Source organism: Micromonospora sp. RV43 (genome assembly GCF_001029515.1).
Classification (GTDB): Bacteria; Actinomycetota; Actinomycetes; order Mycobacteriales; family Micromonosporaceae; genus Micromonospora; species Micromonospora aurantiaca.
Genome location: NZ_LEKG01000009.1, coordinates 61,795 through 82,989, shown reverse-complemented (window position 1 = coordinate 82,989; position 21,195 = coordinate 61,795). Strand labels below are relative to the sequence as shown.

The 21,195-nt window shown below is 67.3% G+C and carries 18 protein-coding genes, 1 tRNA gene and 4 pseudogenes; 9 read left to right on the top strand and 14 right to left on the bottom strand.

What is annotated here, in order from left to right; translation table 11 throughout:
• Window positions 1-94: 94 nt before the first annotated feature.
• The 5 genes from ABD52_RS04320 (at window position 95) to ABD52_RS04300 (ending at window position 4,806) form a co-directional block, all read left to right on the top strand.
• Window positions 95-1,792, top strand: coding sequence for a hypothetical protein (locus tag ABD52_RS04320; protein ID WP_152748183.1), 1,698 nt, complete (start codon window positions 95-97; stop codon window positions 1,790-1,792).
• A 9-nt stretch (window positions 1,793-1,801) separates the two neighbouring features.
• Window positions 1,802-2,029 carry a hypothetical protein gene (locus ABD52_RS04315; RefSeq protein ID WP_047890841.1) on the top strand — a complete coding sequence of 76 codons (228 nt, stop codon included), beginning with the start codon at window positions 1,802-1,804 and terminating at the stop codon, window positions 2,027-2,029.
• A 71-nt stretch (window positions 2,030-2,100) separates the two neighbouring features.
• Complete coding sequence (locus tag ABD52_RS04310) at window positions 2,101-2,622, top strand: hypothetical protein (protein WP_047890840.1); 522 nt, start codon at window positions 2,101-2,103, stop codon at window positions 2,620-2,622.
• Window positions 2,623-3,017: 395 nt separating this feature from the next.
• Window positions 3,018-4,187, top strand: coding sequence for a hypothetical protein (locus ABD52_RS04305; protein ID WP_047890839.1), 1,170 nt, complete (start codon window positions 3,018-3,020; stop codon window positions 4,185-4,187).
• Between the two features lie 115 nt (window positions 4,188-4,302).
• Window positions 4,303-4,806: a hypothetical protein gene (locus tag ABD52_RS04300; RefSeq protein WP_152748182.1), complete on the top strand. Its 504-nt coding sequence runs from the start codon at window positions 4,303-4,305 to the stop codon at window positions 4,804-4,806.
• 137 nt (window positions 4,807-4,943) lie between these two features.
• Here the strand turns inward: ABD52_RS04300 and ABD52_RS04295 are convergent.
• From ABD52_RS04295 to ABD52_RS38060, 3 genes and pseudogenes are all read right to left on the bottom strand, one after another.
• A tRNA-Arg gene (locus ABD52_RS04295) sits at window positions 4,944-5,019 on the bottom strand.
• A 241-nt stretch (window positions 5,020-5,260) separates the two neighbouring features.
• Window positions 5,261-5,995 (bottom strand): serine/threonine protein kinase, encoded by a 735-nt coding sequence (locus tag ABD52_RS04290; protein ID WP_235437331.1) that lies wholly within the window; start codon window positions 5,993-5,995, stop codon window positions 5,261-5,263.
• Between the two features lie 376 nt (window positions 5,996-6,371).
• Window positions 6,372-6,725: pseudogene (locus ABD52_RS38060) on the bottom strand (erythromycin esterase family protein); the annotation flags it as partial.
• 121 nt (window positions 6,726-6,846) lie between these two features.
• Between ABD52_RS38060 and ABD52_RS04280 the strand changes: the two are divergent.
• Window positions 6,847-7,037 (top strand): annotated as a pseudogene (locus ABD52_RS04280) (DUF2795 domain-containing protein).
• Between the two features lie 91 nt (window positions 7,038-7,128).
• On the opposite strand, the gene ABD52_RS04275 reads toward ABD52_RS04280, so the two are convergent.
• The 10 genes and pseudogenes from ABD52_RS04275 to ABD52_RS38045 form a co-directional block, all read right to left on the bottom strand.
• Window positions 7,129-8,028 carry a Gfo/Idh/MocA family protein gene (locus ABD52_RS04275; RefSeq protein ID WP_047890835.1) on the bottom strand — a complete coding sequence of 300 codons (900 nt, stop codon included), beginning with the start codon at window positions 8,026-8,028 and terminating at the stop codon, window positions 7,129-7,131.
• Window positions 8,029-8,172: 144 nt separating this feature from the next.
• A pseudogene (locus tag ABD52_RS41565) lies at window positions 8,173-8,935 on the bottom strand (transposase); the annotation flags it as partial.
• A gap of 271 nt (window positions 8,936-9,206) precedes the next feature.
• Entirely contained in the window at window positions 9,207-9,656 is a 450-nt protein-coding gene (locus ABD52_RS41370; protein ID WP_255352833.1) for a transposase, read from the bottom strand.
• Window positions 9,641-10,522, bottom strand: coding sequence for an ISL3 family transposase (locus ABD52_RS04265; protein ID WP_047890834.1), 882 nt, complete (start codon window positions 10,520-10,522; stop codon window positions 9,641-9,643). The genes ABD52_RS41370 and ABD52_RS04265 overlap by 16 nt, the downstream gene beginning before the upstream one ends.
• Before the next feature lie 716 nt (window positions 10,523-11,238).
• Window positions 11,239-12,505 (bottom strand): annotated as a pseudogene (locus ABD52_RS04260) (IS256 family transposase).
• Between the two features lie 182 nt (window positions 12,506-12,687).
• Window positions 12,688-13,632 carry an aminotransferase class IV gene (locus tag ABD52_RS37370; RefSeq protein WP_152748181.1) on the bottom strand — a complete coding sequence of 315 codons (945 nt, stop codon included), beginning with the start codon at window positions 13,630-13,632 and terminating at the stop codon, window positions 12,688-12,690.
• 379 nt (window positions 13,633-14,011) lie between these two features.
• Window positions 14,012-14,956: an AAA family ATPase gene (locus ABD52_RS38050; RefSeq protein WP_082171200.1), complete on the bottom strand. Its 945-nt coding sequence runs from the start codon at window positions 14,954-14,956 to the stop codon at window positions 14,012-14,014.
• Window positions 14,957-15,116: 160 nt separating this feature from the next.
• The gene (locus ABD52_RS04250; RefSeq protein WP_047890833.1) at window positions 15,117-16,124 is read right to left on the bottom strand and encodes a Gfo/Idh/MocA family protein; all 1,008 of its coding nucleotides are present in this window, start codon (window positions 16,122-16,124) and stop codon (window positions 15,117-15,119) included.
• Window positions 16,121-16,963, bottom strand: coding sequence for a sulfotransferase family 2 domain-containing protein (locus ABD52_RS04245; RefSeq protein WP_235437330.1), 843 nt, complete (start codon window positions 16,961-16,963; stop codon window positions 16,121-16,123). Before ABD52_RS04245 ends, ABD52_RS04250 begins: the two co-directional genes overlap by 4 nt.
• Before the next feature lie 5 nt (window positions 16,964-16,968).
• Entirely contained in the window at window positions 16,969-17,640 is a 672-nt protein-coding gene (locus tag ABD52_RS38045; protein WP_161801605.1) for an HAD family phosphatase, read from the bottom strand.
• A 315-nt stretch (window positions 17,641-17,955) separates the two neighbouring features.
• Here ABD52_RS38045 and ABD52_RS39690 point away from each other — a divergent pair, with 315 nt between their 5' ends.
• A complete protein-coding gene (locus tag ABD52_RS39690) occupies window positions 17,956-18,102 on the top strand; it encodes a hypothetical protein (protein ID WP_161801604.1) in 147 nt (48 codons plus the stop codon).
• Between the two features lie 29 nt (window positions 18,103-18,131).
• Window positions 18,132-19,499 carry a phosphomannomutase/phosphoglucomutase gene (locus ABD52_RS04240; protein WP_047890831.1) on the top strand — a complete coding sequence of 456 codons (1,368 nt, stop codon included), beginning with the start codon at window positions 18,132-18,134 and terminating at the stop codon, window positions 19,497-19,499.
• 113 nt (window positions 19,500-19,612) lie between these two features.
• Here ABD52_RS04240 and ABD52_RS40600 read toward each other — a convergent pair whose 3' ends face one another.
• The gene (locus ABD52_RS40600) at window positions 19,613-19,705 is read right to left on the bottom strand and encodes a type I-E CRISPR-associated endoribonuclease Cas2 (RefSeq protein WP_235437333.1); all 93 of its coding nucleotides are present in this window, start codon (window positions 19,703-19,705) and stop codon (window positions 19,613-19,615) included.
• 213 nt (window positions 19,706-19,918) lie between these two features.
• Here ABD52_RS40600 and ABD52_RS04230 point away from each other — a divergent pair, with 213 nt between their 5' ends.
• A complete protein-coding gene (locus ABD52_RS04230; protein ID WP_047890830.1) occupies window positions 19,919-21,094 on the top strand; it encodes an FAD-binding oxidoreductase in 1,176 nt (391 codons plus the stop codon).
• Window positions 21,095-21,195 lie beyond the last annotated feature (101 nt).

The window sequence follows — 21,195 nt, the reverse complement described above, 5'->3', positions numbered from 1 at the left end:
GCCCGCCCCCACCACCCCGGTCAACCCCGAGGCTGCGAAGTGGGAGGCCCTACTCGCCGCGATCGGCATCAAGGGCATGCGCTACCGGGATCGGGTGCCCACCCGCGCCGGCTTCGCCGTCAACATGTCCCTGCCCGCGAACGGCCGGATCAAGGCCCGGACCCTGGCGAATAAGGCCGAGGACCTCGAAATCGCCGCCGGCATGGCGGCCGGGTCAATCACCGTGGAGCCCGCCGTCGACAACCGAGGCCGGGAACTTGCCGGCGAGGTGTGGATCTACTTCGACGTCGAGGACATCCTCACCCAGACCCTCCCCATGCCGGAGGACCACACCGAGCTGTCGGTCAATGACGCGTTCCCTGTGGGCCTGTTCGCCGACGGCGCGCCGATCCTGTTGCGGTTGCGCGAGATCGCCGCGCTGATCGTCGGTGTCAGGGGCCGAGGCAAGACCAACCTCCTGAACGTCATCATCTACCAGCTGTCGCGCTGCACCGACGTCGTGCTGTGGATGATCGATCTCAAGGGCGGCCGGGCTGCCAAGCCCTGGCTGCGCCCGTGGCTGGACGGCACCGTCAAGCGGCCGGTGCTGGACTGGGTGGCCACGACGGCCGCCGAGGCGTACCGGATGCTGACCGCCGCGAAGGCCCTCATCGAGCAGCGCAGCAACGCCGGCTACGGCGGCACTAAGGTCAAGCCGTCCCGCCGACGCCCTGCCGTCATCATCATCTGCGACGAGGTCGCCGCGCTCGTCGGCCGACACGCCAAGCCGCAGGGCCGCCTGAAGCTGAGCGACCTCGTCGCACTGCTGACCCTGTGCATCCAGCTCGGCCGCAGCGAGGCGGTGGACTTCGTCCTGGCGACCCAACGCGCGACCGTCACCATGACCGGCGGCGGCGACCTCAAGTCGCAGTGCGAGATGAGGATCGGCCTCGGCGTGACCAACCCCCAGGACGCCCAGTCGGTGTTCCAGGGCAACACCGTGGCGGCCAAGCTGCTGACCAAACTGAAGAACTTCGCCACCCGGGGTGCGGTGCTCGTGCAGAACGGCGACGGCGGTCGCATCGCCCCTGGCAAGTCGTTCTTCATGGGCGACGACCAGGAGTGCCTGGACCTGATCTACCGCGCGGCGAAGGAGCACGCCCTGTTCCCTGCGCCGCTCGACCCGGCAGGCGCCGCCGATGTCGACGCTGCGGTGCGGGCGCTCGGCGACGGCCAGGGCTACACCGATCGCTGGAGCGAGGAGCGCGCGGCTCACCTCTACAGCGACAACCTCGAAGACGACTGGACCGACGACGAGGCTCCGGGCGATGACGATCTGGTGGCGGCCGGCGTGCCAGCGACAACGAAGCCGCGCATCCCTACGGCTGGCGGGAAGCCGCAGGCCCCCCGCGGAGACAGGCCGCGCAGCAGCCGCTTCTTCGAGCGCAAGCGCACCCGCCCGGCGCGCGACGGTCAGCCGGCGAATGCCCGGCCTGACCCGTACGCCGAGGAGTGGGAAGCGATTGTTTCCCACTTCAACAAGGCGACCGCCGAGGAGGTCGAGTACAAGCCGTCCGAGCCGGAGGAGCCCGGCAAGGTGAGCCGCTACGACCGGATGCTCCAGATCATCAAGGACGCCGGCTCGGCCGGCATCAAGCCGGGCCGAATCCTGGCTCGCATGACCGCCGAGGGCACGGCGTGGGAGGAACGCACCTCCATCTACCCGGCTCTGAAGAAGGCCGTCGACGAACGGAAGATTCACCAGCCTGCCGGGCCGCGCGGCGTCTACGTCTACCGCGGCGACGACTCGTAGGAGCCCGAGATGCTGATGACCCTGCACTTCCACCTCGACGGTCGTGAGGTTGGCGAGACGAAAAGCGGCGCCGTGCCGAACGAGGGCCAGGCCGTGGTCCTGGAGCACACGCTCCGCGGCCGCCGCCGCTACCGCGTGGTCGACGTCGAGCACCAGTACACCGAGCGCGGCGCTCAGCGGGTCGAGCGGTTCATCCCGGCTCCCGTGATTGTGCATCTGAAGGCGGACGACCGATGACGGGACGAACGTCCAGATGGGGTGGGGCCGCGACTCGTCCTGTCTCCTGGGCGCCATGCGGGGAGTGGCGCATGTACCGGGCCTGGGGGGACCTGCCCCGCGAGTCCGGGTGGCGGCGGCGGTTCCTGGCCTGGATGCTCGGCGGCTGGCAGTGGTTGCTCTACATCGGGATCACCGAGCGCACGGCTGTCGCCCGGTGGGCCGAGCACCTGAACGAGAAGACGTGGGCGCCGGACGTCGCCTGTTGGGAACGGGATCCGCAGGTGTGGCATTCGGAGGCCGACGTGCTGGATGCGGAGCGGTCGGCGATCATCGCCGAGCGTCCAGTGCACAACGTCGCCCATAACGGCAACAACCCGGGAGCGGTGCGGATGCGTCGGCACTTGCCCCGGCACGTTGTGGCAGCTCGGACCCGGCTACTGGTCCGGGCTTGTGTCGCGGTGGCGCTGTTTACCGTGTTCTGGATCGCTGGCGATGAGGTGTGGCAGGGGTGGGACGCCCCGCGCAATGCGGCTATCGCTGCGGCAATCGTCCAGGCGAGCGCTTTTGTGGCGCTGGCTCGTGCCCGCCAGCCGCGACGTCGGCGGCGGTGACGTCAGTCGCCGGCCGATGTCGACTACGGACGCGCGGCCGCCCTGCGGATCACAGTCTGCCCCCTGGGGCACCCTACTGGGAGCGTGCGACTCGAATCGTGCCGCTCTGCTCCGGTGGCAAGCACGGAACGTGAGCAGTGGCCGCCCAGGCGGGGCGGCTTCCTAGGAGTTCACGACCCCGTGTTCACTTCTAGTGATCATGCTTGGCGGTGAGGGTGACTTCGAGGCGTTGTTCCGTCTGTGCAAATCGCGAATAGTTGTTCCGCTCGGGATTGCAACATGCAAGATCCGAGAAAAAGTAGGCACCTATCCCGTCCATGGGACTTGCCGCTCACGACGGCTCGTGCTCCCTGCGACGGGTTCTGTCTTCTCAGCCGTCGGGGGGTGCTGTTGCGATGCGCAAGCGACGGGTAGGCCTCGGCCTCCGCCTAGCCGCGCTCACCTTCGGCATGATCGGCGCCGCTCTCGCCTTCGACGCCGTGGCACCTCAGGACGCCGCCGCAGCTGAAAAGCCCCGGCCCACCGTCGTGAAGAACCTCGTCGAGGGCATCGAGGGCCTGGTCGACGTCATCCTTCCCGAGGTGCCCGCACGCTCACTCCCGTCCGCACCACGGACACGCACCGACCGTCCCCCGGCGGAGGCGGGCACATACCCGGGCGCGCGTCCAGCCCGCGACCCGCACCGAGACAACACCGCCGAGCCGGCCCGCGGCGCCGCCGAGAAACCGGCGAACTCCGACCACGGCGACACGGCCACCTCGCGCACGCTTCGCCACCAGCGCCCGGCGGCCCCTGGCTCGCCCGGGCCTCGTCGAACCGAATCTGCTGAGCGGCCCCGGCCGGTCCTCGGCGCACTCGGCGAGCTGACCGATGCGGCAGCCGGTGCCGCCGCTCCCGTCACGGACCCGCTCTTGGAGGCCACGCGTCCGGTCGCTGAGGAGATCCGCCGGGTTCCTGTCGTCGACAGCGTGCTGGTCTCGACCGGGGGTCTGGTTCAGCGCGTCGTCGACCCGGTGTGGCCGATTCTGGCTCCCACAGTGAAACTGGTGGTGGAACCGCTGCGGCCGGTCCTCTCGCCGATCCTCGGGCCGGTTACGGACGCCATCGGGCCTGTGACCGGACCTATCTTGAGGAATCCACCGCTGCCCGCCGACCCGACCGCGCCTCCCACCGTCACGCCGATGAGTCCGGACGACAGCTCAGCGGGCCAACCGGCGGCCCCCAGTCCCGCATCGCTTCACCCGGCCGCCGCCAGTGGGACGCACGTAGTGGCACCCGGGGGAACGGCAGTCGACCAGCGGCGCGGCGCGCACGGCGGGGTTACCCGGGTCGCCGGCAGCCTTGATGGCAGCTCCTGGCCGGCTGGCGACGGGGCGCACCAGCACAACCAGCCCGCCGAGCCGCCTGCGCAGTCTTCTATCAGCTCTCCCAGCCCCACCGCCGGGTCCGGCATGCTGCACGCCGCCTCGCCGGTGCTGCCGCAACTGGTAGCGCTGGGAACGATGCACCACTCCAACAGTGCGGCGGCCGGCCGCCAGCCGATTCCCGGCACGCGTCCGGCCTGACCAACCCTCAGCGGCCCCCGCAACGGCCACACGAGGGCAGACGCCCGGACGGCGTCCCGCCTGGGAGGTTCCGTACCTCCAACCTTCCCCGCGCTCAACCATGGTTGGAGTCACCATGCGCAAGGTCATTGCTTGGAGGATCGCCGGCTACATCACCGGCTTGTTCGCGTTCGGGATCGTCGGCGGCTTGGCCACGTTGTTCATCTTCCGCATCAAAGCGTCGGACGCCGTCTTGGCTACGGCTACCGCCCTCGCCGTCCTACTGTTCCTGACGGCTCTCTGCCTGCTCCTTAGCTCCGCTCTCCTTGAGGGCAACTACCGAGCGACCAGGCTCCCTGAACTGTCCTCGGTGAAGGAAGAGCTGGCCGAGACCACGGCCGCCCTGAACGAGGTCAAGGACGCTCTCAACGCGATGCGCAAGGCGCTCGACGAGCACTGCGTCGATGTCGCCGCGGTGAGCCGGCTCGCTCGCTCGACGGCCAGACGGGTCGGAGCAGCCGAGCGACAGCTGGCCGCCGCGCGGTCGGCGGAGAGCACCCTCGCCCGCGCCCAGGCGGTACTGGACAAGCGATCGGCGCAGGTGGGTGAGCGCGGTTCGAACGTGCACCGGATTCGGTAGGCCGGGCTGTCGGCCCGGTGGGAGTTGGGGCCCCACCGGGCCTGATCTGGCAGCCCGAAATCGGCGTGTCGCAGAAGTCGTGATGCCAAGGTGATGCCAAGCGGGCAGGCGCAAGATCAAAGGATCTACGTTTTGCCTGGTGCCCCCGGCAGGATTCGAACCTGCGACACACGGTTTAGGAAACCGATGCTCTATCCCCTGAGCTACGAGGGCGCGAGGGCCTAGTCTAGCGACCTGGGGGTTCACCTGGGGTGGCAGGGAGTGGCCCACGTTTACCCACGTTCCCCGGACCCCCGTTCGCCCAGCCTAGGACCACACCTAGAGCACACGAACCCCGGTTTGCGACCGGCCGTGGGCCGCAGTGACCCGCGTTGGCACCGGTTCACCCAGGGTGGCATCCGCTGGAGAGCACACACCGCGCACATCATCGAAGATCGCGATGCGCGCTCCCGGGCTACGCGCTCGGCAGGGTGGTGCGCCAGGCGGCGGTGAGTGCTGCCACGTCCGGGTATCGGTCGGCAGGTGTCGTGGCGGTGGCGTTCACGGCTACCTGCATCTGGTGGCGGGAGCCGCGCCAGCCAGGTGGGGAGTCGAGGAGGTGGTGGATGGCGCGGCCGAGGGTGTAGACGGTGGTGCGCTGGTCGATGACGGCGCCGCGGACGAATTCCTCGGGGGCCATGTAGCGGCGGGCTCCGGGGAGGCGGTCGGTGTCGAGGGTGAACGGCCCGGGCCGGTACTCGTCGAGGTCGATCAGGCGGAGTCGGCGGGCGTGGAAGTCGTAGAGGAAGCAGCCGTCGTAGAGGTCGACCGCGACGTAGCCGGCGGTGGTGACGGCCAGGTGCGCGTCGAGGATGGTGTCGATGGCCGTTTCGACGTCGGGCAGGGGCAGTTGCTGGAACCGGTGCAGTGCGCTGCGGTCCGAGCCGTGGACGGTGGCGTGGTTCAGCACGGTGCCGTCATGCCACGGGTAGACCAGCGTCGGCCCGTCGAGGACATGCTCGGGGCGCACGATCGCCGGGTGCTGGACCGCGGCGTGGAACCGGGCGGCCCGCAGCAAGGAACGGCGGCTGGCCGCGGTGGTGGCGGTCTTGACGAACCAGCGGCGTCCGGACGCCTCGACGCCGTAGGAGACGCACCCGGAGTCCTGGGCGTCGAAGACCGCGAACGCAGAGTCGAGGGATAGTTCCACGCAGGGAGAGTAAGGCGGTCCCCTTCGCCGAGCGCGCATCCTACCCGCAGCGGATATGGCGGGCCACATGGTTGTGGCGTCGTGTTCCCGGTTAAAGGTTTGACGCAGGTAGATGTGTCGTCGGTGCCGACGAGGTGCGCCGCAGCGTTGCTGTTCGCTGCTAAGGTGGTCGATGCGACCACCCGCCCTAAAGACGGTGACCGCGAGGGAGTGCTGTGCGATCCCTACGTGCGGGAGATGCTGCGACATCAGAGTGACTGGTCGTGGTGCAACAACCGGCAGGATGTCGACCTGGCCGCCAGCGGGGCGCTGCGCGCCACCGTCGAGCACGTCGGCCGTCGTCACGCTACGGCTCTGCCGACCACACCGGTCGCGCCGGCCGTTCCAGGTTCCACGCGCCCAACCACCGGCAGAAGCGCGCCACCTCGGCGTTCGCCCACATCCAGGTGGGCCAGCGGTCGAACGCCTCCAGGGCGGTCACCGGGTCGGCCGCCCCGTCGGCGGCACCCACCACCGAGCGGTGCACCCGGTCGCAGTCCGGCCAGTCCCCCTCCACCGCGACGAAGTCGAAGCCCTGCTCGGCGATGAGCCGCCGGGTCAGTTACTCGCGCAACCGGTAGTAGTCGTAGCTGCCGTGCGTCGCCTCACCGATCATCACGATCCGGGCGGCTCGGACGCGGTCCAGCAACGGGTCGAAGTCGCTCGGGTCACCGAGCCGCTGTACCAGCATGCCCGCGGCTACCCGGGACCCCTGCGGGCAAACCGCCCCCACCCGGGCCTGCCCGCCGCCACCCGGCGGGCCTTCGCCACCGGCGGGCATGGCGGCGAGGGAAGCGGGTACGCGGGGCGGCATGACCGTCACCGGGGTGCAGTGGCAGGAGTTCCTGGCCGGGCTCGACTACCCGGTCTCGCGGGAGGACCTCATCCGATGGTGCCAGGAAACGGCGGCGGCACCGAGATGTTGCAGATGCTCAAGGCACTGCCGGTAGAGGAGTTCGACAGCCGGACCGCGCTGGCGCAGGCGCTGAACACCCTGGCCTGACCGGCCCTTCGCCGCCGCCGTGGCCCAGGTCGCCGTCGCCGCTGGCCGGGACGACCGCGACCCTTGGTCCACCGCGTGCCGGTCGGCCGGCTCAGAGATCGACGGTGCGGCCCTCGGCACGGGCCGTCTCGGCAGCGGCCAGCACCCCGACCACCTCTCGGCCGAACCAGACGTCGCAGCGATGGTCCCGGGTGCCCGCCTCGACCTCCTCTAGCAACTGGTCGATCGCCGTGCCGAACGCCCGGAGCGCGCTGCCGTCACCGGGTGGGACGGTCGTGGTGCCGTTCTCGCTGAAGAAGACGAAGTCCCGGGTGACCGCCGCGGCCGGCGCGTCCAGGGTGAGCGACAGGATGCTGGTGGCGCCCCCGTCGTGGGTCAGCAGCAGGTGCACCAGGTCACTCGGGCCGTTCATCGCGGCCACCCGGGTGACCCGGCCGAGCACCGGCAGAATCAGCGACAAGGCGTGCGGCCCGATGTCCCACAGGGCCCCGTGCTCCCGCCGCCACCGCGAGTCCCCGTACGGGTTCCCCGGCTGGTAGATGGAGGCGAACATGGTGGCCCGGGCATGCTGCCAGCCGCCGGCCGCGGCAGCCGCGGCGAGGAAGCCGGTGACGTTCGGGTGGAACCGCTGGGTGAAGAAGACCACCGAGGCCACCCCGGAGGCCTGCGCGGCCGTGACCACCCGGTCGGCCTCGGCGAGGCTCAGCGCCAACGGCTTGTCCAGCAGCAGGTGCTTGCCGGCGGCGGCGGCCCGGACGGCGATCTCGGCCTGCACGTCCGGCGGCAGCGCCACGGCGATCGCGTCGACCGCGCCGAGCAGCGCGTCCACGTCGTCGAAGGCCGGTACGCCGTGCCGCGCGGCCAGAGCGCCGGCCTTCGCCGGGTCCCGACCCCAGACCCCGGCCAGGGTGGCCCCGGGGTGGGCGTCGATGGCCGCAGCGTGCGTCTCCGCCGCCCAGTGACCGGTGCCGAACAAGCCGAACCGCAGCATGAGTGCCCCCACCGTCGTGGTCCGCCACGGCGTACGCCGGTGGCCGTGATCCACGCTACCTTGATCTTTAACCTTCGAGTCGCACCGGGTCCCGTTGACCGAGCTGACCAGCCACAAGGAGCTGATCGCCGTGCTCGACGAGATGCGGCGTGGCCTCGGGTTATTCGAGGTCTTCGCTTTTTGGTGCTGCTGTTCGGCTTGTTGCTGGCGGCGGCTGTGACGATGTGGACGTCGTGGCGGGCTGCTCGGTGGCAGTTCGGGTGTTCGGGTGGTCGGCCAGGGCCTGGTCGGCTCGGTTTTGGTGCGGCGGCGGGGTTGCCGGCTTTGGTGCGTAGGTGCCGAAACGCGCGGCGGACGCGGGCGGGTGAGAGCCGTTCAGGTGGTGCCGGGCGTTCCCAGGGCCGGCGGAGGTCGCAGGCGGCGCCTCGCGCGAGGCGTAGCTCGGTGTAGGCGGCCAGTACCAGCCAGGTCCAGCGGTCGGCGGCGTGGGGGGCGCGCAGTTTCGGGCTGGTCCAGCCGAGAGTTTGTTTGAGCATGCGGAAGGCGTGTTCGATGTCGAAGCGGCGCAGGAACGCCTGCCAGAGCACGTCGATCTCGGCGGTGGTGGCGGCGGGTTGGGGCCACCAGAGCCAGACGGGTTTCGCGGTGGCGCCGGAGGGCAGCCGGTCGACGATCAGCAGGATCACGGTGCCGTCGATGATCGGCAGTGGGCCGTGCTGGGCGGTCCAGGCGGTGCGGTGGGTCAGCCGCGGGACAGCCGGTGCCAGGCCCGGGCAGTCGCGGTGCCGTAGAGACGGGTGTCGGTGGTCGTGGCGACGTCCGGGTCTCCTCAGCTGGCCGGGTCGCCGAAGATGAATTCGCCGCCATGGCGTCGTGGGCGGCCGGTGGTGCCCGGCAGTCGGCGTGGTCGGACTTCTTGCGCGACACCGAGTGCCGCTCCCGGTAGCGGGCCACCCCCATCGGGTTGATCGAGTACACCCGCCGGCTGCTTGCGCGCAGCGCCGCGACCAGCAGTCCACGTGGGGTTTCGGTCGCCACCGGGATCGGCTCCTGGCGCTGTCACCGTCGGCGGTCAGCATCTCGACCAGCGTGGTGAATCCGTCCAGGTCGTCGCCGATGCGGCCCTTGGCGACCAGGCGACCGTGCTCGTCGACCAGGGCAATGTCGGCTCTTCGAGTTTAAGCGGGGTTGAGGTGTCCGCGGTGGCGTCGGGTGGTGGCGGTGCGGGTGCGTAGACGCTGGTACTCGGGGTTGCGGAAGCCGTAGGCGTCGCGGGCGACGGTCTTGATAACCCGGTTGGGGCCTTCTGAGCCGGCGTTGGTGATGCCGGTGGTCAGGAACGCCAGTATTTGTGGCCACCAGGTCTCGATCGTGGTGGCGAGTCGGTGGAGTTCGGGCAGGTCGGAGGCGGCGCAGCGGGCGTAGAAGCGGTGCAGCAGCCGGTGGACGTGTTCCCTGTAGGGCTGGGTGCGGGCGACCGCGAGTAGGTCGAGTAGGTCTTCTTTCGCGTTCCACGCGGCGAGGATCGGAGCACCGATCGCCGTCGGGAGGGCCTCGAGGGTGTCGACGAGGCGGTCGACGTGCTTGCCGGCCATCCGGGCGGCCGAGCGGGTCAGCCGGTTACGCATCCGCCATTCCGGGTCGCTGCCGCGACCGCGGCGCCCCGCTGGGTCAGGGTCATGCGGCGGCGGACCTCGGTGACCGCCCGGTTGGCCAGTTGCACGACGTGGAAGTGATCGACGACCAGCACCGCGTGCGGCAGTACCTGCCGGATCGCGGACTTGAACACGGTGCACATATCGATCGCCACCGCCTTCACCTGCTCACGCCAGGCTGGCGGGCGAGCGGTCAGCCAGCCGGTCACCGCCGCCGTGGTGCGGCCTTCGACCTGCGCGAGCAGTCCTTGACCACCGGACAGATCGCAGAAGCCGACGTGCCAGCGGTCTGCAGTCACGATCCACGAACCGGCCTGCTCATCCCAGATCCAGTGCGGCTTGCCGCGGCGAACCTCGTCGATGCCCAGCACCGCGACCGGCTCCGGCTCGGCCGGCAACACCCGCTTCGCGTGGGCGGTGAACGCGGCAGCGACGACCGGCCAGGAGATGCCGTGGTCCCGGGCGGCCTGCACGATCGTGCGACCCGCGTCTGCCACCGCCGCCCCGGCCGCCTGCCGCAGCCGTGTGGTGAGCCGGGCACGGGCCGGGACCTGCGCGACCTGCTCCGTGAACGACTTACGCGGACAGCCCGGCGTCGGGCAGTACCAGCGACGCTTGCGCCAGCGCAGCCGCACCGTCCGGCCTCCGACTGGCAGGTCCCGCGGCCGGGTGGTGGTCCACTGCTTCACCTTCAGCGCACGCTGTCCGCACTGCGGGCAGCATCGTGCCTGCTCACAGCCGGTGGACAAGTCCACCACCGGGACGCCGGTGACGTCCAGCTCGACCCGCTCAGCGACCAGGCCGTCCAGGCCCAGCAGCCGGGTCGTATCGTTGACCATGCTCGCAGCCCTTCACTTGTGACCATCCGAACTAGACACTCAGATGATCACTGACGGGCTGTGAGCCCCTCACGCTCGGGTCGGCTCAACCGCGAACCCCGCTCAAGTTCGAAGAGCCGCAATGTCGTGATGCCGTTCCGACCAGTCGATGCCGCAGTACACCGCCAACTCCTACTCCTTCCTCGCCTGCCCCATCGGGCATGCATCCCTGGCGGAAACGCGCGGTGCCCTAATGACGAGGCTCTGTGGCCTACCCTCGGATGAGCCGTTCGCGATCCCAGCGACCCGCACGGTCCCGGTCTTCGCAGTCAGAGCTCGTCGGCTCCCGGTGAGCGAGGTGTTCGCCGTGCGGGTGGGCTGCAACCACGGTCAACATCCTGCCCAAGGTCACGAGGTGGTCCGCCCCGCCAAGGTCCGCCGGTCTTGCACGAGACCTGGTTCGGTCGAAAGGTGTGCAGGCGTGTACTCACCGAGCCGAACCACCACACGAACGGCTCGCCGAGCCCACGCCGCCGATCTTTTTGGAGACCTCAAAGGCCAGGTAACGGGCAGGCATCCCGCGGACCTCCGCGGGCCGTTCGGGATTCATTAGGTAACGGGGTGCTACCCCCTGGCCGGGCAGCTCACCGTGGCCGTGTGCGCGGTCCTGGCTGGCGCATTGCCAAGCCCGGGAGTGTGTCGATTTCGTGTTTGAGCCTGTGGTGTGATCGAGGTTGTTAGATGGCGATCCGGTCGCCGTACGCGAGGATCAGGGCGTTGAGGGCCTTGGCCCAACCGTAGAACCCGGCCAGTGATACTCCCGCCGCCCCGGCGTTTCTGTTGAACGACGAGGTAGAGGACCCTCATCGCGGCCTGCTCGGTCGGGGAGTGCCCCCGCCAGCGGGCTGCCCGCCGGAACCGTGCGTTCAGGCTCTCGATGATGTTGGTCGTGTAGAGGACTTTCCGGACCTCGTGGTCGTTGTGCAGGAACGGCACGAACCGCGGCCACGATGTGCGCCAGAGCCGGATCACGGCGGGGTACTGGTCACCGAACTCGGTGGCCGACGCCCCGAACCGGGCCTCTGCAGCCGCGACGGTGGGGGCGGTGTAGATCTCCCGCGGCGCGGGGGTGATCTTCTGCCAGTCCTTGCGGTTGGTGTAGCGCAGGCTGGCCCGGACCAGATGGACGACGCACTGCTGGCGGACCGCCCGGGGCCAGACCTGCTCGATCGCGTCGGTCATGCCCTTGAGGCCGTCGGAGCAGACCATGAACACGTCCTCGACACCGCGGTTACGCAGTTCGGTGAGGTAGCCGGCCCACTGCTTGGCGCCCTCACCGCCGGTGCCGGCCCACATACCGAGGACGTCGCGTTCCCCGTTGTCGGGGCTGATCCCGACCACGACGTAGACGGGCCGGTTCGCGACCTGCCCCTGCCGGATCTTCATCACCAGGGCGTCGATGAACACCACCGGATAGACCCGATCCAGGGGCCGTTGCCGCCAGGCTTCCATCTCCTCCACGACGCTGTCGGTGACCCGGCTGATCAACTCCCGGGACACGTCGGCGTCATACACATCCGCCAGGTGCGCGGAGATCTCCCCGGTGGTCAGCCCTTTGGCATACAACGACAGGATCGCCTCGTTGAACCCGTCCAACCGGCGGGCATGCTTGGGCACGATCCGGGGCGTGAACGACCCGGCCCGATCCCGTGGGACCTGAATCCGCACCGGCCCGACCTCGGTCTGCACCGTCTTCGCCCCGTGCCCGTTGCGAATGTTGGCCCGCCGACCCGACTCCTCATCGACACCAGCCTCGTCCAGATGGGCATCCAGTTCGGCGTCGAGCGCTGACTCCAGGACCGTGCGGGTGATCCCCGCGAGGAGCCCACCCGGCCCGACCAACGACACTCCGTCGGCCTTGGCCCGCTCGACCAGCTGCTGCGCGAACTCCACCTCCGCCGCCGACGGCTGCGGAAGCTGAACAGCGTTCTTCTTGTCTGCCATGACGTGGTCCTTCCCGGACAGGATCAACTCCTGTCCAACGGATCACACCCAGGTCAAACACGGGAATCTACGCAGTCCCATCCTCGAATCACTCGCACGATCTTGTAGGCGAATTTCCGGCAGGAAACACTAGCTAAATTGGAATTTGCGGAAATACCCGGAGATTGCCGAGGAGTTATGACTCAGGATTCATTCTTCTCGAGCAAGTCACGCTCCGAGAATTCAACATATGCCATGAGGCCTACGAACCGACTGTCCTCTTCCTTTGGATGGAGTGCGGCGAGGTAGGCATCACGCAGCCGGCCGATGGCCGGTCCTGAGGGGATCGGAACGCCGTCAACGCCGCAGACCGGCACGAGGCTGGCCAGAGTCCCGGCGAGGGCCAAGCCGTCCGCCGCGAGCACCGACGCGAGAGGGACGGGCTCACGTACGAAGGCGATCCCAATCTCCCGCGCAAGGCGTTCGAGGATCTCGATGGTTACTGACGGAAGGCAGCTCTCCCATGTGGGTGGAGAGATCAGCCGGCCGGCATGCTCCACCACGACAGCAGCGCCGGTGGACTCGGCAAGTCGCCCGTGTTCGTTGAGTAACAGCGCGTCGGCGTATCCGTCAGCCTGCGCTGCCATCCTGAGCATCCGGGTCTGCTGGTAGTTCGCTACAGCCTTCATCTCGGGCGGCACTGAATCCGAGGAAGGACGGCGTAGGGCGGCAATCTGCATCCAGATTGGATCCGGCAGCTTGTCATCCTGGGCGAAGGCGGCGATGGTCAGACTGGTCTGACTCGCGTGCTCGGTGAGGGCCGCACCTACGAGCATCGGCCGAACGTAGGCGATGTGCTGATGAGTGGAAGCCAGCTCTACCTGGGCGACTCGCGCGGCCGCCAGGAGGATTTCATCAACGTCGTAGGCCAGAGGGAGTCGCATGATTCGCGCGCTTCTTACCAGGCGCTCAATATGCGCGCGGCCGGCCAGCAGGCGAATGCGTCCATCCGGGGTCAAGTCAGCGCGAATGCCATCGAACACCGACGCGGCCCGGAGGATGGCGTCGGACATCAATGGCACCGACAGGTCCGACCACTCGCGCATGGCGCCGTCAGCCCATACAGATCCGTTTTGTGTATGCCGCACGGGCAGTCTCCTCTATATGATGTCGAACCAAGATTGGATGGCGGTAATTTGTAGGTGAGCTGACCCTGCGGAGCTGCTCATGAAAGATCCATCACCGCGTTGACCAGCCGCCTGGCCTACGCAACCTCGGAGACCTCGCACCTCGGCACCAACGCGTCCCAGCCTGGGCGCGCTCGACAGCGCCGGCGAGCATGTCGGGGCGTTCTGCTGTTACGGCCAGTGCGCGGATGAGGGATGATGGCATCGGCGAGTGAAATCTCCTCCGATGTCGTGAAGCGTCGCAACTCCATGGTCACCGGCGTGATTCCACCCGCTCTTCCCACCTCCACAGAGGCCACTCGGTCCCACAAATCGGCAGCTCAGCGGCGTCGTTGACCGACTACGCACTCACCCTGGTTTCCATCGACGAGGTCCCCGCGCCGACCGGCTGTGGTTGAACGGGAGGCTGAATCGCTGCTTCCAACGGAGCCCACAGATACGCCAAATCCTCAGCCAGTTTCTGAGTATTGTTCTCGATCTCGCCCGCCAGAAGATCCTCATATGCGCGATTCGATGGCCGCTGCTTGACTACCGCAAGGCATGGCTGTCCCGTGGCGCGTTCGGACATCGCTGCAACCTTCTCGTCGGACGACCCCGGGTACTGTCCGTTGACGATGACACCGCACACACGATTGCGGGTTGCATCATCGAGGAGCGCTAGGGTGCCCACTGCAGAGGCAATGCCGCCACCCTCCGCCAAATTGGTCACGAGAATGATCGGCGAGGACACCACATTGAACACCAGCCGATTGTTGATGTCTCGGCCGAAACTGTCGGTCGGATTTCCCGAACCTTCGGCGACGACAAAGTGCTCGTCAGCACGAATGAGATCGATGTGGAACCTGATCCGGGCACAGATACGATCACAGTCTTCATCATCGATCAGATCCCATCGGAGTTGATCGCTAGACTGCTGGTAGACATCGAGATGGACGTCCTCGGCCAGCGCGTCGACTGACTGCTGGGTTCCGGCGTTTCGAGGGCCAGCAGGCGCTAGGCGGAACCGGCCGTCACCGCTAGGTTGTGCGGTGAAGGAGCAGATCGGCAGCCGGCTCGTGGCTGGCACTCGTGCCGCCGCAGCCAACATCGCCAGCGACGCATCAACGATCTCATCACTATGTGACGCCACAGGCCGTGCAACAAGAGACACAGCCTTGTACGGATGAACGCTGTAGCCTCTGTTGCTCGCCAACCTCGACAACGATCGACCAATCATCGTCTTACCGCTGCCGGCACTGGTGCCGAGAATACAGACACCCGGTCTCAGGCGTTCGTTACCAGACATAGCCAGTCCTCCTCCAGCGTGTGGCGCTCATGACACCCAACACCATGCCCTGGCCGAGGCATGAGCGCGGGCATGCGCTGCTTTGCCCAGACCGTGATCGGCCTGATCTTAGTCACCGATGTCTCTGCGATGGTCTCCACGGAAACGGGCGGCTACGTGGTTACTTGATCCGATCTGCCGCGACGACAACCTGTCGACCGGTCGCTGCCGACTGAAACATCGCCTCGATCGCTGCAGTGACGGCAACGCCACGTTGAGCTTCAGCACGGGAAAGGTCGCTACGTCCGAGATCCTGCAGGAACACCTTCAGGACCTCCAGGACACCGCTGGGCCATCGCGGCTCTCGTGAGAGTCGGTCAACCACCCCGCCATCGGGTGCGAACCTCGTGAACGAATCGGTCGACACACGAAGGCGGCCGGCGTGTCCGCACACGTCTAGCGCCTCGACGCGCTCGGGATCGCAGATCGAGAGTGAGAGCGTGCCTACAATGTCGTGCGGATACGCGATCTTGACCAGTGCCGCCAGTTCCGGCCGCTCCCCAACCCTGGGATCCTTCTGCGGCTGTACCGCGACCGCTTGCGGCGTGCCGAAGAACCATTGAAGCACATCGATCATGTGGTATCCAAAGTCGGCCAGTACGTTGCCGCCCATCATCGACGGTTCAGCTCGCCAACCGAGGTCGAAACGATCTGCGAGCCGATGATCGGTCGCCGTAAAGGAAGTCACCTGGCCAACTTCGTACAGCAAGTTGGAGGCATGGCGGTACGTGGGACTGTAGTGCCGCTGAGTGGACAGTCTCATGTAGGCGTCATGCTTCTCGATGATCTCGGCTAGCTCGTGCGCATCGCGCAACGACACCGCGAACGGCTTCTCCTTGAAAATGGGGATGCCGGCCTTGATGAGCGTCTTCACAATCTCCAGGTGGGACGCTGGTGAAGTCGCTACGATTGCGACGTCGGGCTGGTGCTGAGCCAGAGCCTCTTCGAGGTCGCTGTGAAGCCTCACTCGCCCGGCGTCGATACCGATCTTCGCGAGTGCGAGACGCAGTGGACCTTCGACGCTTGGATCCGTGTCGCAGACCGCAACCAGATCCAAGCCGCACGCCTGAATCGCTGGGACGAACCCATGGAGCCCACGGTGGCCCCCACCGATCAGCAAGCACTTCATGCGTTCAACCTCCGCTGGTCATGCAGTCCGAGGGACTCGCGCAGCAGGTGCAGGCGCCTGCTGCGGTCGTACACCTCTTGAAGGAGGCGCTCGGCCATCGGGTCCAAAGGAGGTAGCGGCACAGTTGGCTCCACAATATCTCGGTCATAGTTGAATGCTTTAAAGTCCGACTCGTAGCGCCGGCGAACGATTTCGGTCGATCGCTCGTCGTACAACGAATACGGGTCGAATGCCGGCCCGGGATTGACTTGGCCGATCGCACCCGAGAGCCGCTCGTCGTGTGCAGCGAGCACCGCACCGAGCGAATCCATATTCTCGACCGGAACGACGTGGGTGAAGTTGACGTCATTCTCAGCGAAAATCTCCGTCTGGGGAGTGTAGTACGCGTAGCAACGAGTTATTTCGTCCCAGTCGGAGTCCAGCGCGGACACGAAATGGGAAAACGATGCATTGAGGTCGATGCGCCCTGTGGCAGTCCGCTTCATGGGCACCTTTAACACTCGGAATGGCTCTGGTTCGAGTACATCGGTGTAGTGCCATGCGGCGGCCAGCCTCGTGAACGGATTTCGCGTCAGCGCCACCCGGAGCCATCGGCTGCTCGTGAGCGCCTCTCGACGGAGAGTGGCGCTGGCATCGTCGAGCAATGTCAGACCATTGACCGCCGGGTCGTGCACAACCGTCGCGACGGTTTTCGAACCCCGCGATAGGTGCAACTTGTTGTCGGGGTCACCCTCGGCACGCGCCAGTGCCCATAGTACGGATGAGGAAGCGACCTTGAGAACCTCTACATACAGGACTCGACAAGACGGCGCCAGCCAAACGCGATGTCGAGCGTGCACCGAACTCAACTGCCTTGAGCGGGCGACGGCATGGACCGGAGGGCGCGGCCCGCACTCGAGTCCGGAGGAAGAAGGGAGACCAGCGCCTCGTATACCTCGCCCACGCCTCGAGTTTGTACTGCATGTATGTCAAACTCTCTGGCCGCCATGACATGCTGGTTGTGGTCATCAAGAAACAGAAGCCGGTCGGCAGTCGTACCAATCGTGCGGATCACGTGGCGGAACATCGCCGGATCAGGTTTCATCAAACCTAACTCGTGCGAAACAAAGGTCCAGTCAAAGTAGTCGACTACACCCCAACGGTCGAGATGCTGTTGCCAGTGAGCCGGGTTTGTGTTGGCAAGGCATGCCATCGGGATAGTCCCGTGAAGGCTTCGAACCAATTCGATCGTTCCCGCAAACGGTCCGGCCGGCCATCGAGCAAAGTCATCCACGAACTCAGCAGGCGTGAGATCCAGTCCGAAGTCCGCCACAACACCTTCACCGAAGGTGTCGGCATCACACTTGCCACGCTCGAAGGCCTGTACCCACTTCGATGTAAACCATTTTGAGTGTAGCGCCGGGCCGTTCTCCTCGCCGGTCAGTTCGGCTAGCCGTTGTAGGCCGCGGTTCTTCATCAGCACGCCGCCGAGGTCGAACAATATTGCGTCAAACCTCGGACTGTCGATCTCACCCACGAGTGCCTCTTCTATCCACATTGGCTATTTCATCGGTTTTGGTCGCCCTCGGCCGGCGACCATACTCGACTTCCCGTCGTCGAACTGGGGCCTGCGACCGGTAACTCACCTCACAGCGGGTGACACCCAGATTGCTGGGGGCGTGCTGCCGGCCCCAGGCCGTGTCCGACTAGTGCCGCACGGGCCCCGTCGTCCGAGCGTAGTGATCATGGCGCGTTACGCTATAGCGCGACCGAACGGACCGCAACACCCATGCCGGTCTCCGACCGTCGATATGTCTGCCTAGGACATTGCTCCGGCTCTACAAGTTCCGGGGTGGTTCAGAGCACCTGCCTGGTCACGCTCGCCCCGATCGAGCAGATTGGGATGATTCATGCCGCCCTCGCCGACCTGCCGGTGCGGGTCATGGTGTTCACTACCGGTGAGCCACACGGAGTTGTCTTCCCGCCATCCGACTATTGATCGGATTACTGAAAGGGCTTCCGCAAGCGATGCGTGACCTGGGCCTACTGATCAAGGCGTACGACATCCGGGGCACTGTGCCCGACCAGTTCAACACCGACCTTGCCCGCCAGATCGGCGCCGCGTTCGCCCGCTGGTCTGGCGCGGAGTCGATCGTCACCGTACGTGACATGCGGCCATCCTCACCCGACCTGGCGGCGGCGTTTGCCGAGGGGGCGACCAGTCAGGGCGTCAACGTCATCGACGCCGGGTTGGGCTCCACGGACATGGTGTACTTCGCCGCCGGCTACCTGGACATGCCGGGTGCGGTGTTCACCGCCAGCCACAACCCAGCGCAGTACAACGGGATCAAGCTGTGCCGGGCCGGTGCTGCCCCGATCGGGCAGGACACCGGCCTACGCGAGATCCGCACCATGATCGAAGAAGGGGTGCCGGGGTTCGACGGACCGGCAGGCACCGTCACCCGCCGGGAACTGCTCTCCGCGTACGCCGGGTACCTGCGGGCACTGGTCGACCTGACGGCCATCCGCCCGTTGAAGATCGTCATCGACGCGGGCAACGGCATGGGCGGGCACATCGCCCCGGCCGTGCTCGGTGACGCCGCGCTGCCGGGCCTGCCGTTGGAGATCGTGCCGCTGTTCTTCGAGCTTGACGGCACGTTCCCCAACCACGAAGCCAACCCCCTCGACCCCGCGAACCTGGTTGACCTGCAAAAGGCCGTGGTCGAGCACGGCGCGGACGCCGGGTTGGCCTTCGACGGCGACGCGGACCGGTGCTTCCTCATCGACGAACGAGGACAGCCGGTCCCTCCCTCGGCGATCGTCGCGCTCATCGCCTCCCGCGAACTGGCCCGCGACCCCGGCGCCGCGATCGTCTACAACGTCATCACCTCACAAGCGGTGCCGGAACTCGTCCGCGAGACTGGCGGCGTGCCGGTGCGCTGCCGCGTCGGGCACTCGTTCATGAAGCAGCTCATGGCCGAGCACAACGCGATCTTCGGCGGGGAGCACTCCGGGCACTACTACTTCCGTGACTTCTGGCGGGCCGACACCGGCATGTTGGCCGCGATGCACGCCCTCGCCGCGCTCGGCGGGCAGGACCGGCCGCTGTCGGAACTGACCGGGCAGTACACCCGCTACGTCGCTTCCGGTGAGATCAACTCGCAGGTCGATGACCCGCAAGCGGTGCTTGAGCGGATCGCGTCGCTGTTCGGGCACAACCCGACCGCGCAGGTCGACCGGCTCGACGGGGTGACCGTCACCCTCGGCACGACGTGGTTCAACCTGCGTCCGTCCAACACCGAGCCGATGCTGCGGCTCAACGTCGAAGCGCCCGACACCGCCGGGATGGTCACCCTGCGCGATGAGGTGTTGGCGTTGGTGCGCGACGGCGGCTGATCGGCCACTGATCGGCCGTTGACCTGCGCATCCGGTACAACCGAACCTTGCGTGTGAGGCCGGGCGTGCCTGCCGCGAACGGCATGCCCGGCTGAACGAGGACGGCAGCGCCGTCACCCACGACTGCGCTTGCGGCATTCCAAGAGTTGGTCGCGGACTTTGGCCGAGAGGGTACCGACGAACATGCCAGGGGTCACTTCGATCATCCAGCGGCTGAGCGCGCCTCGGAGGTGGTCGGGCACAGCGGTCGTGGCGAGAACGACCATCGAGGCCATGTCAGTCTGCACATGGGGGTGCTCCGCAATGCGCGACGTGCCTCAACTGCGGCCGCGTGTCCTCCCCACGCACGTGAGGGTGCTCTGAACCGCACCGGATCTTGTAGAGTGCCCGCTCGTGATCAATAACTTCCTGGTGACCAAGTGACGACCACCTTCGACTCAATCGTGATCGGCGGGGGCATCGCGGGCCTGCTCACCGCGCTACGGCTGGCCCGGGGCGGCCACGCGGTGGCTCTGGTCGAAGCCGACCGGCTGGGCAGCGGCGCGACCAGCGCCAACCACGGCATGGTGCACTCCGGGGCGCTCTACGTGCGCCTACACGGCCGAGTGGTGCGCCACTGCCAGCAGGCGTACCCGGCGTTCCGCGCGATAGCGGCTGACGCGGAACTCGCCGCCGACCAGACGGTATACCTCGTGCCCACGCCGCAGGCGCCGGACTTCCTTACCCGGCTCGACCGGCACGGCATCGGCTACCGGACCACCGACCCGGACGAGGCGCCCGAGGTCGACCCGGCCGTGCTAGCCGGACACCGCGCCGTGAACGTCGGCGAGCGGGTGTTCTCCTCCCGCCGCGTCGTGGCCATCCTCGCCGGGCAATGCCTTGCGGCCGGAGTCGCCCTCCTGACCGGCGCCACCGTGAGCCGCATCGCCCACACCGACGGGAAGGTCACCGGCGTGGAGCTGGCCCACGAGCACCTGACGGCCCGCCATGTCGTCATCGCTGCCGGCACCGGCACACAGTGCCTGCTGTCCGACCTCGGCTCCCGACACGCGGGGCTGCTGCGGTCCCGCCTGGACATGATGATCCACCTTCCGGCGCTGCCGCTGCGCCGAGGGCTGATCTTCACCGCGCTGGACAGCCCGGTGATGATGCCCGCGCTCGGCGGTGGCGCGCTGGTGTCGTTCTTCGGCGGGATGCAACCGCAGATCACCGGCCGCCGTGCCTTCGGCGTCGACCTGGGCAAGGCGACTGCACTGCTGCACCAGACCGTGCGGGCGCTCAGCCCTGGAACGGGCATCGCTGACGGCGCGGTCGCCTACGTGGCCGGAAAGACCGACTTCGTCGGGACCGACCACGCCGAAAACGGCATGATCAATCCCGGTTACCACGTGATCGACCATGAACGCGTGGACGGCCTTGCTGGGCTTTACACCGTGGTCACGGGCAAAATGACCTTGGGATTCCACGTCAGCAAGGCCGTCACGGACGCGATCCTCGGCACCGAATGCTCGCTGATCATGCGCGCAGTGCCGGCGCCCGACGCGCCCGCCGAGCTGCTCGCGGTCGAGCCGTGGGCACCCCCCATACAGCTATAGTCCGCCCCATGTCCCAGGACCCCCCACCGGCCGATCCTGACCACGGCGGTCAGCGCCGTCTACACCAGCCCGTGGTGGACGGGTGGAGGAACACGCGGTCA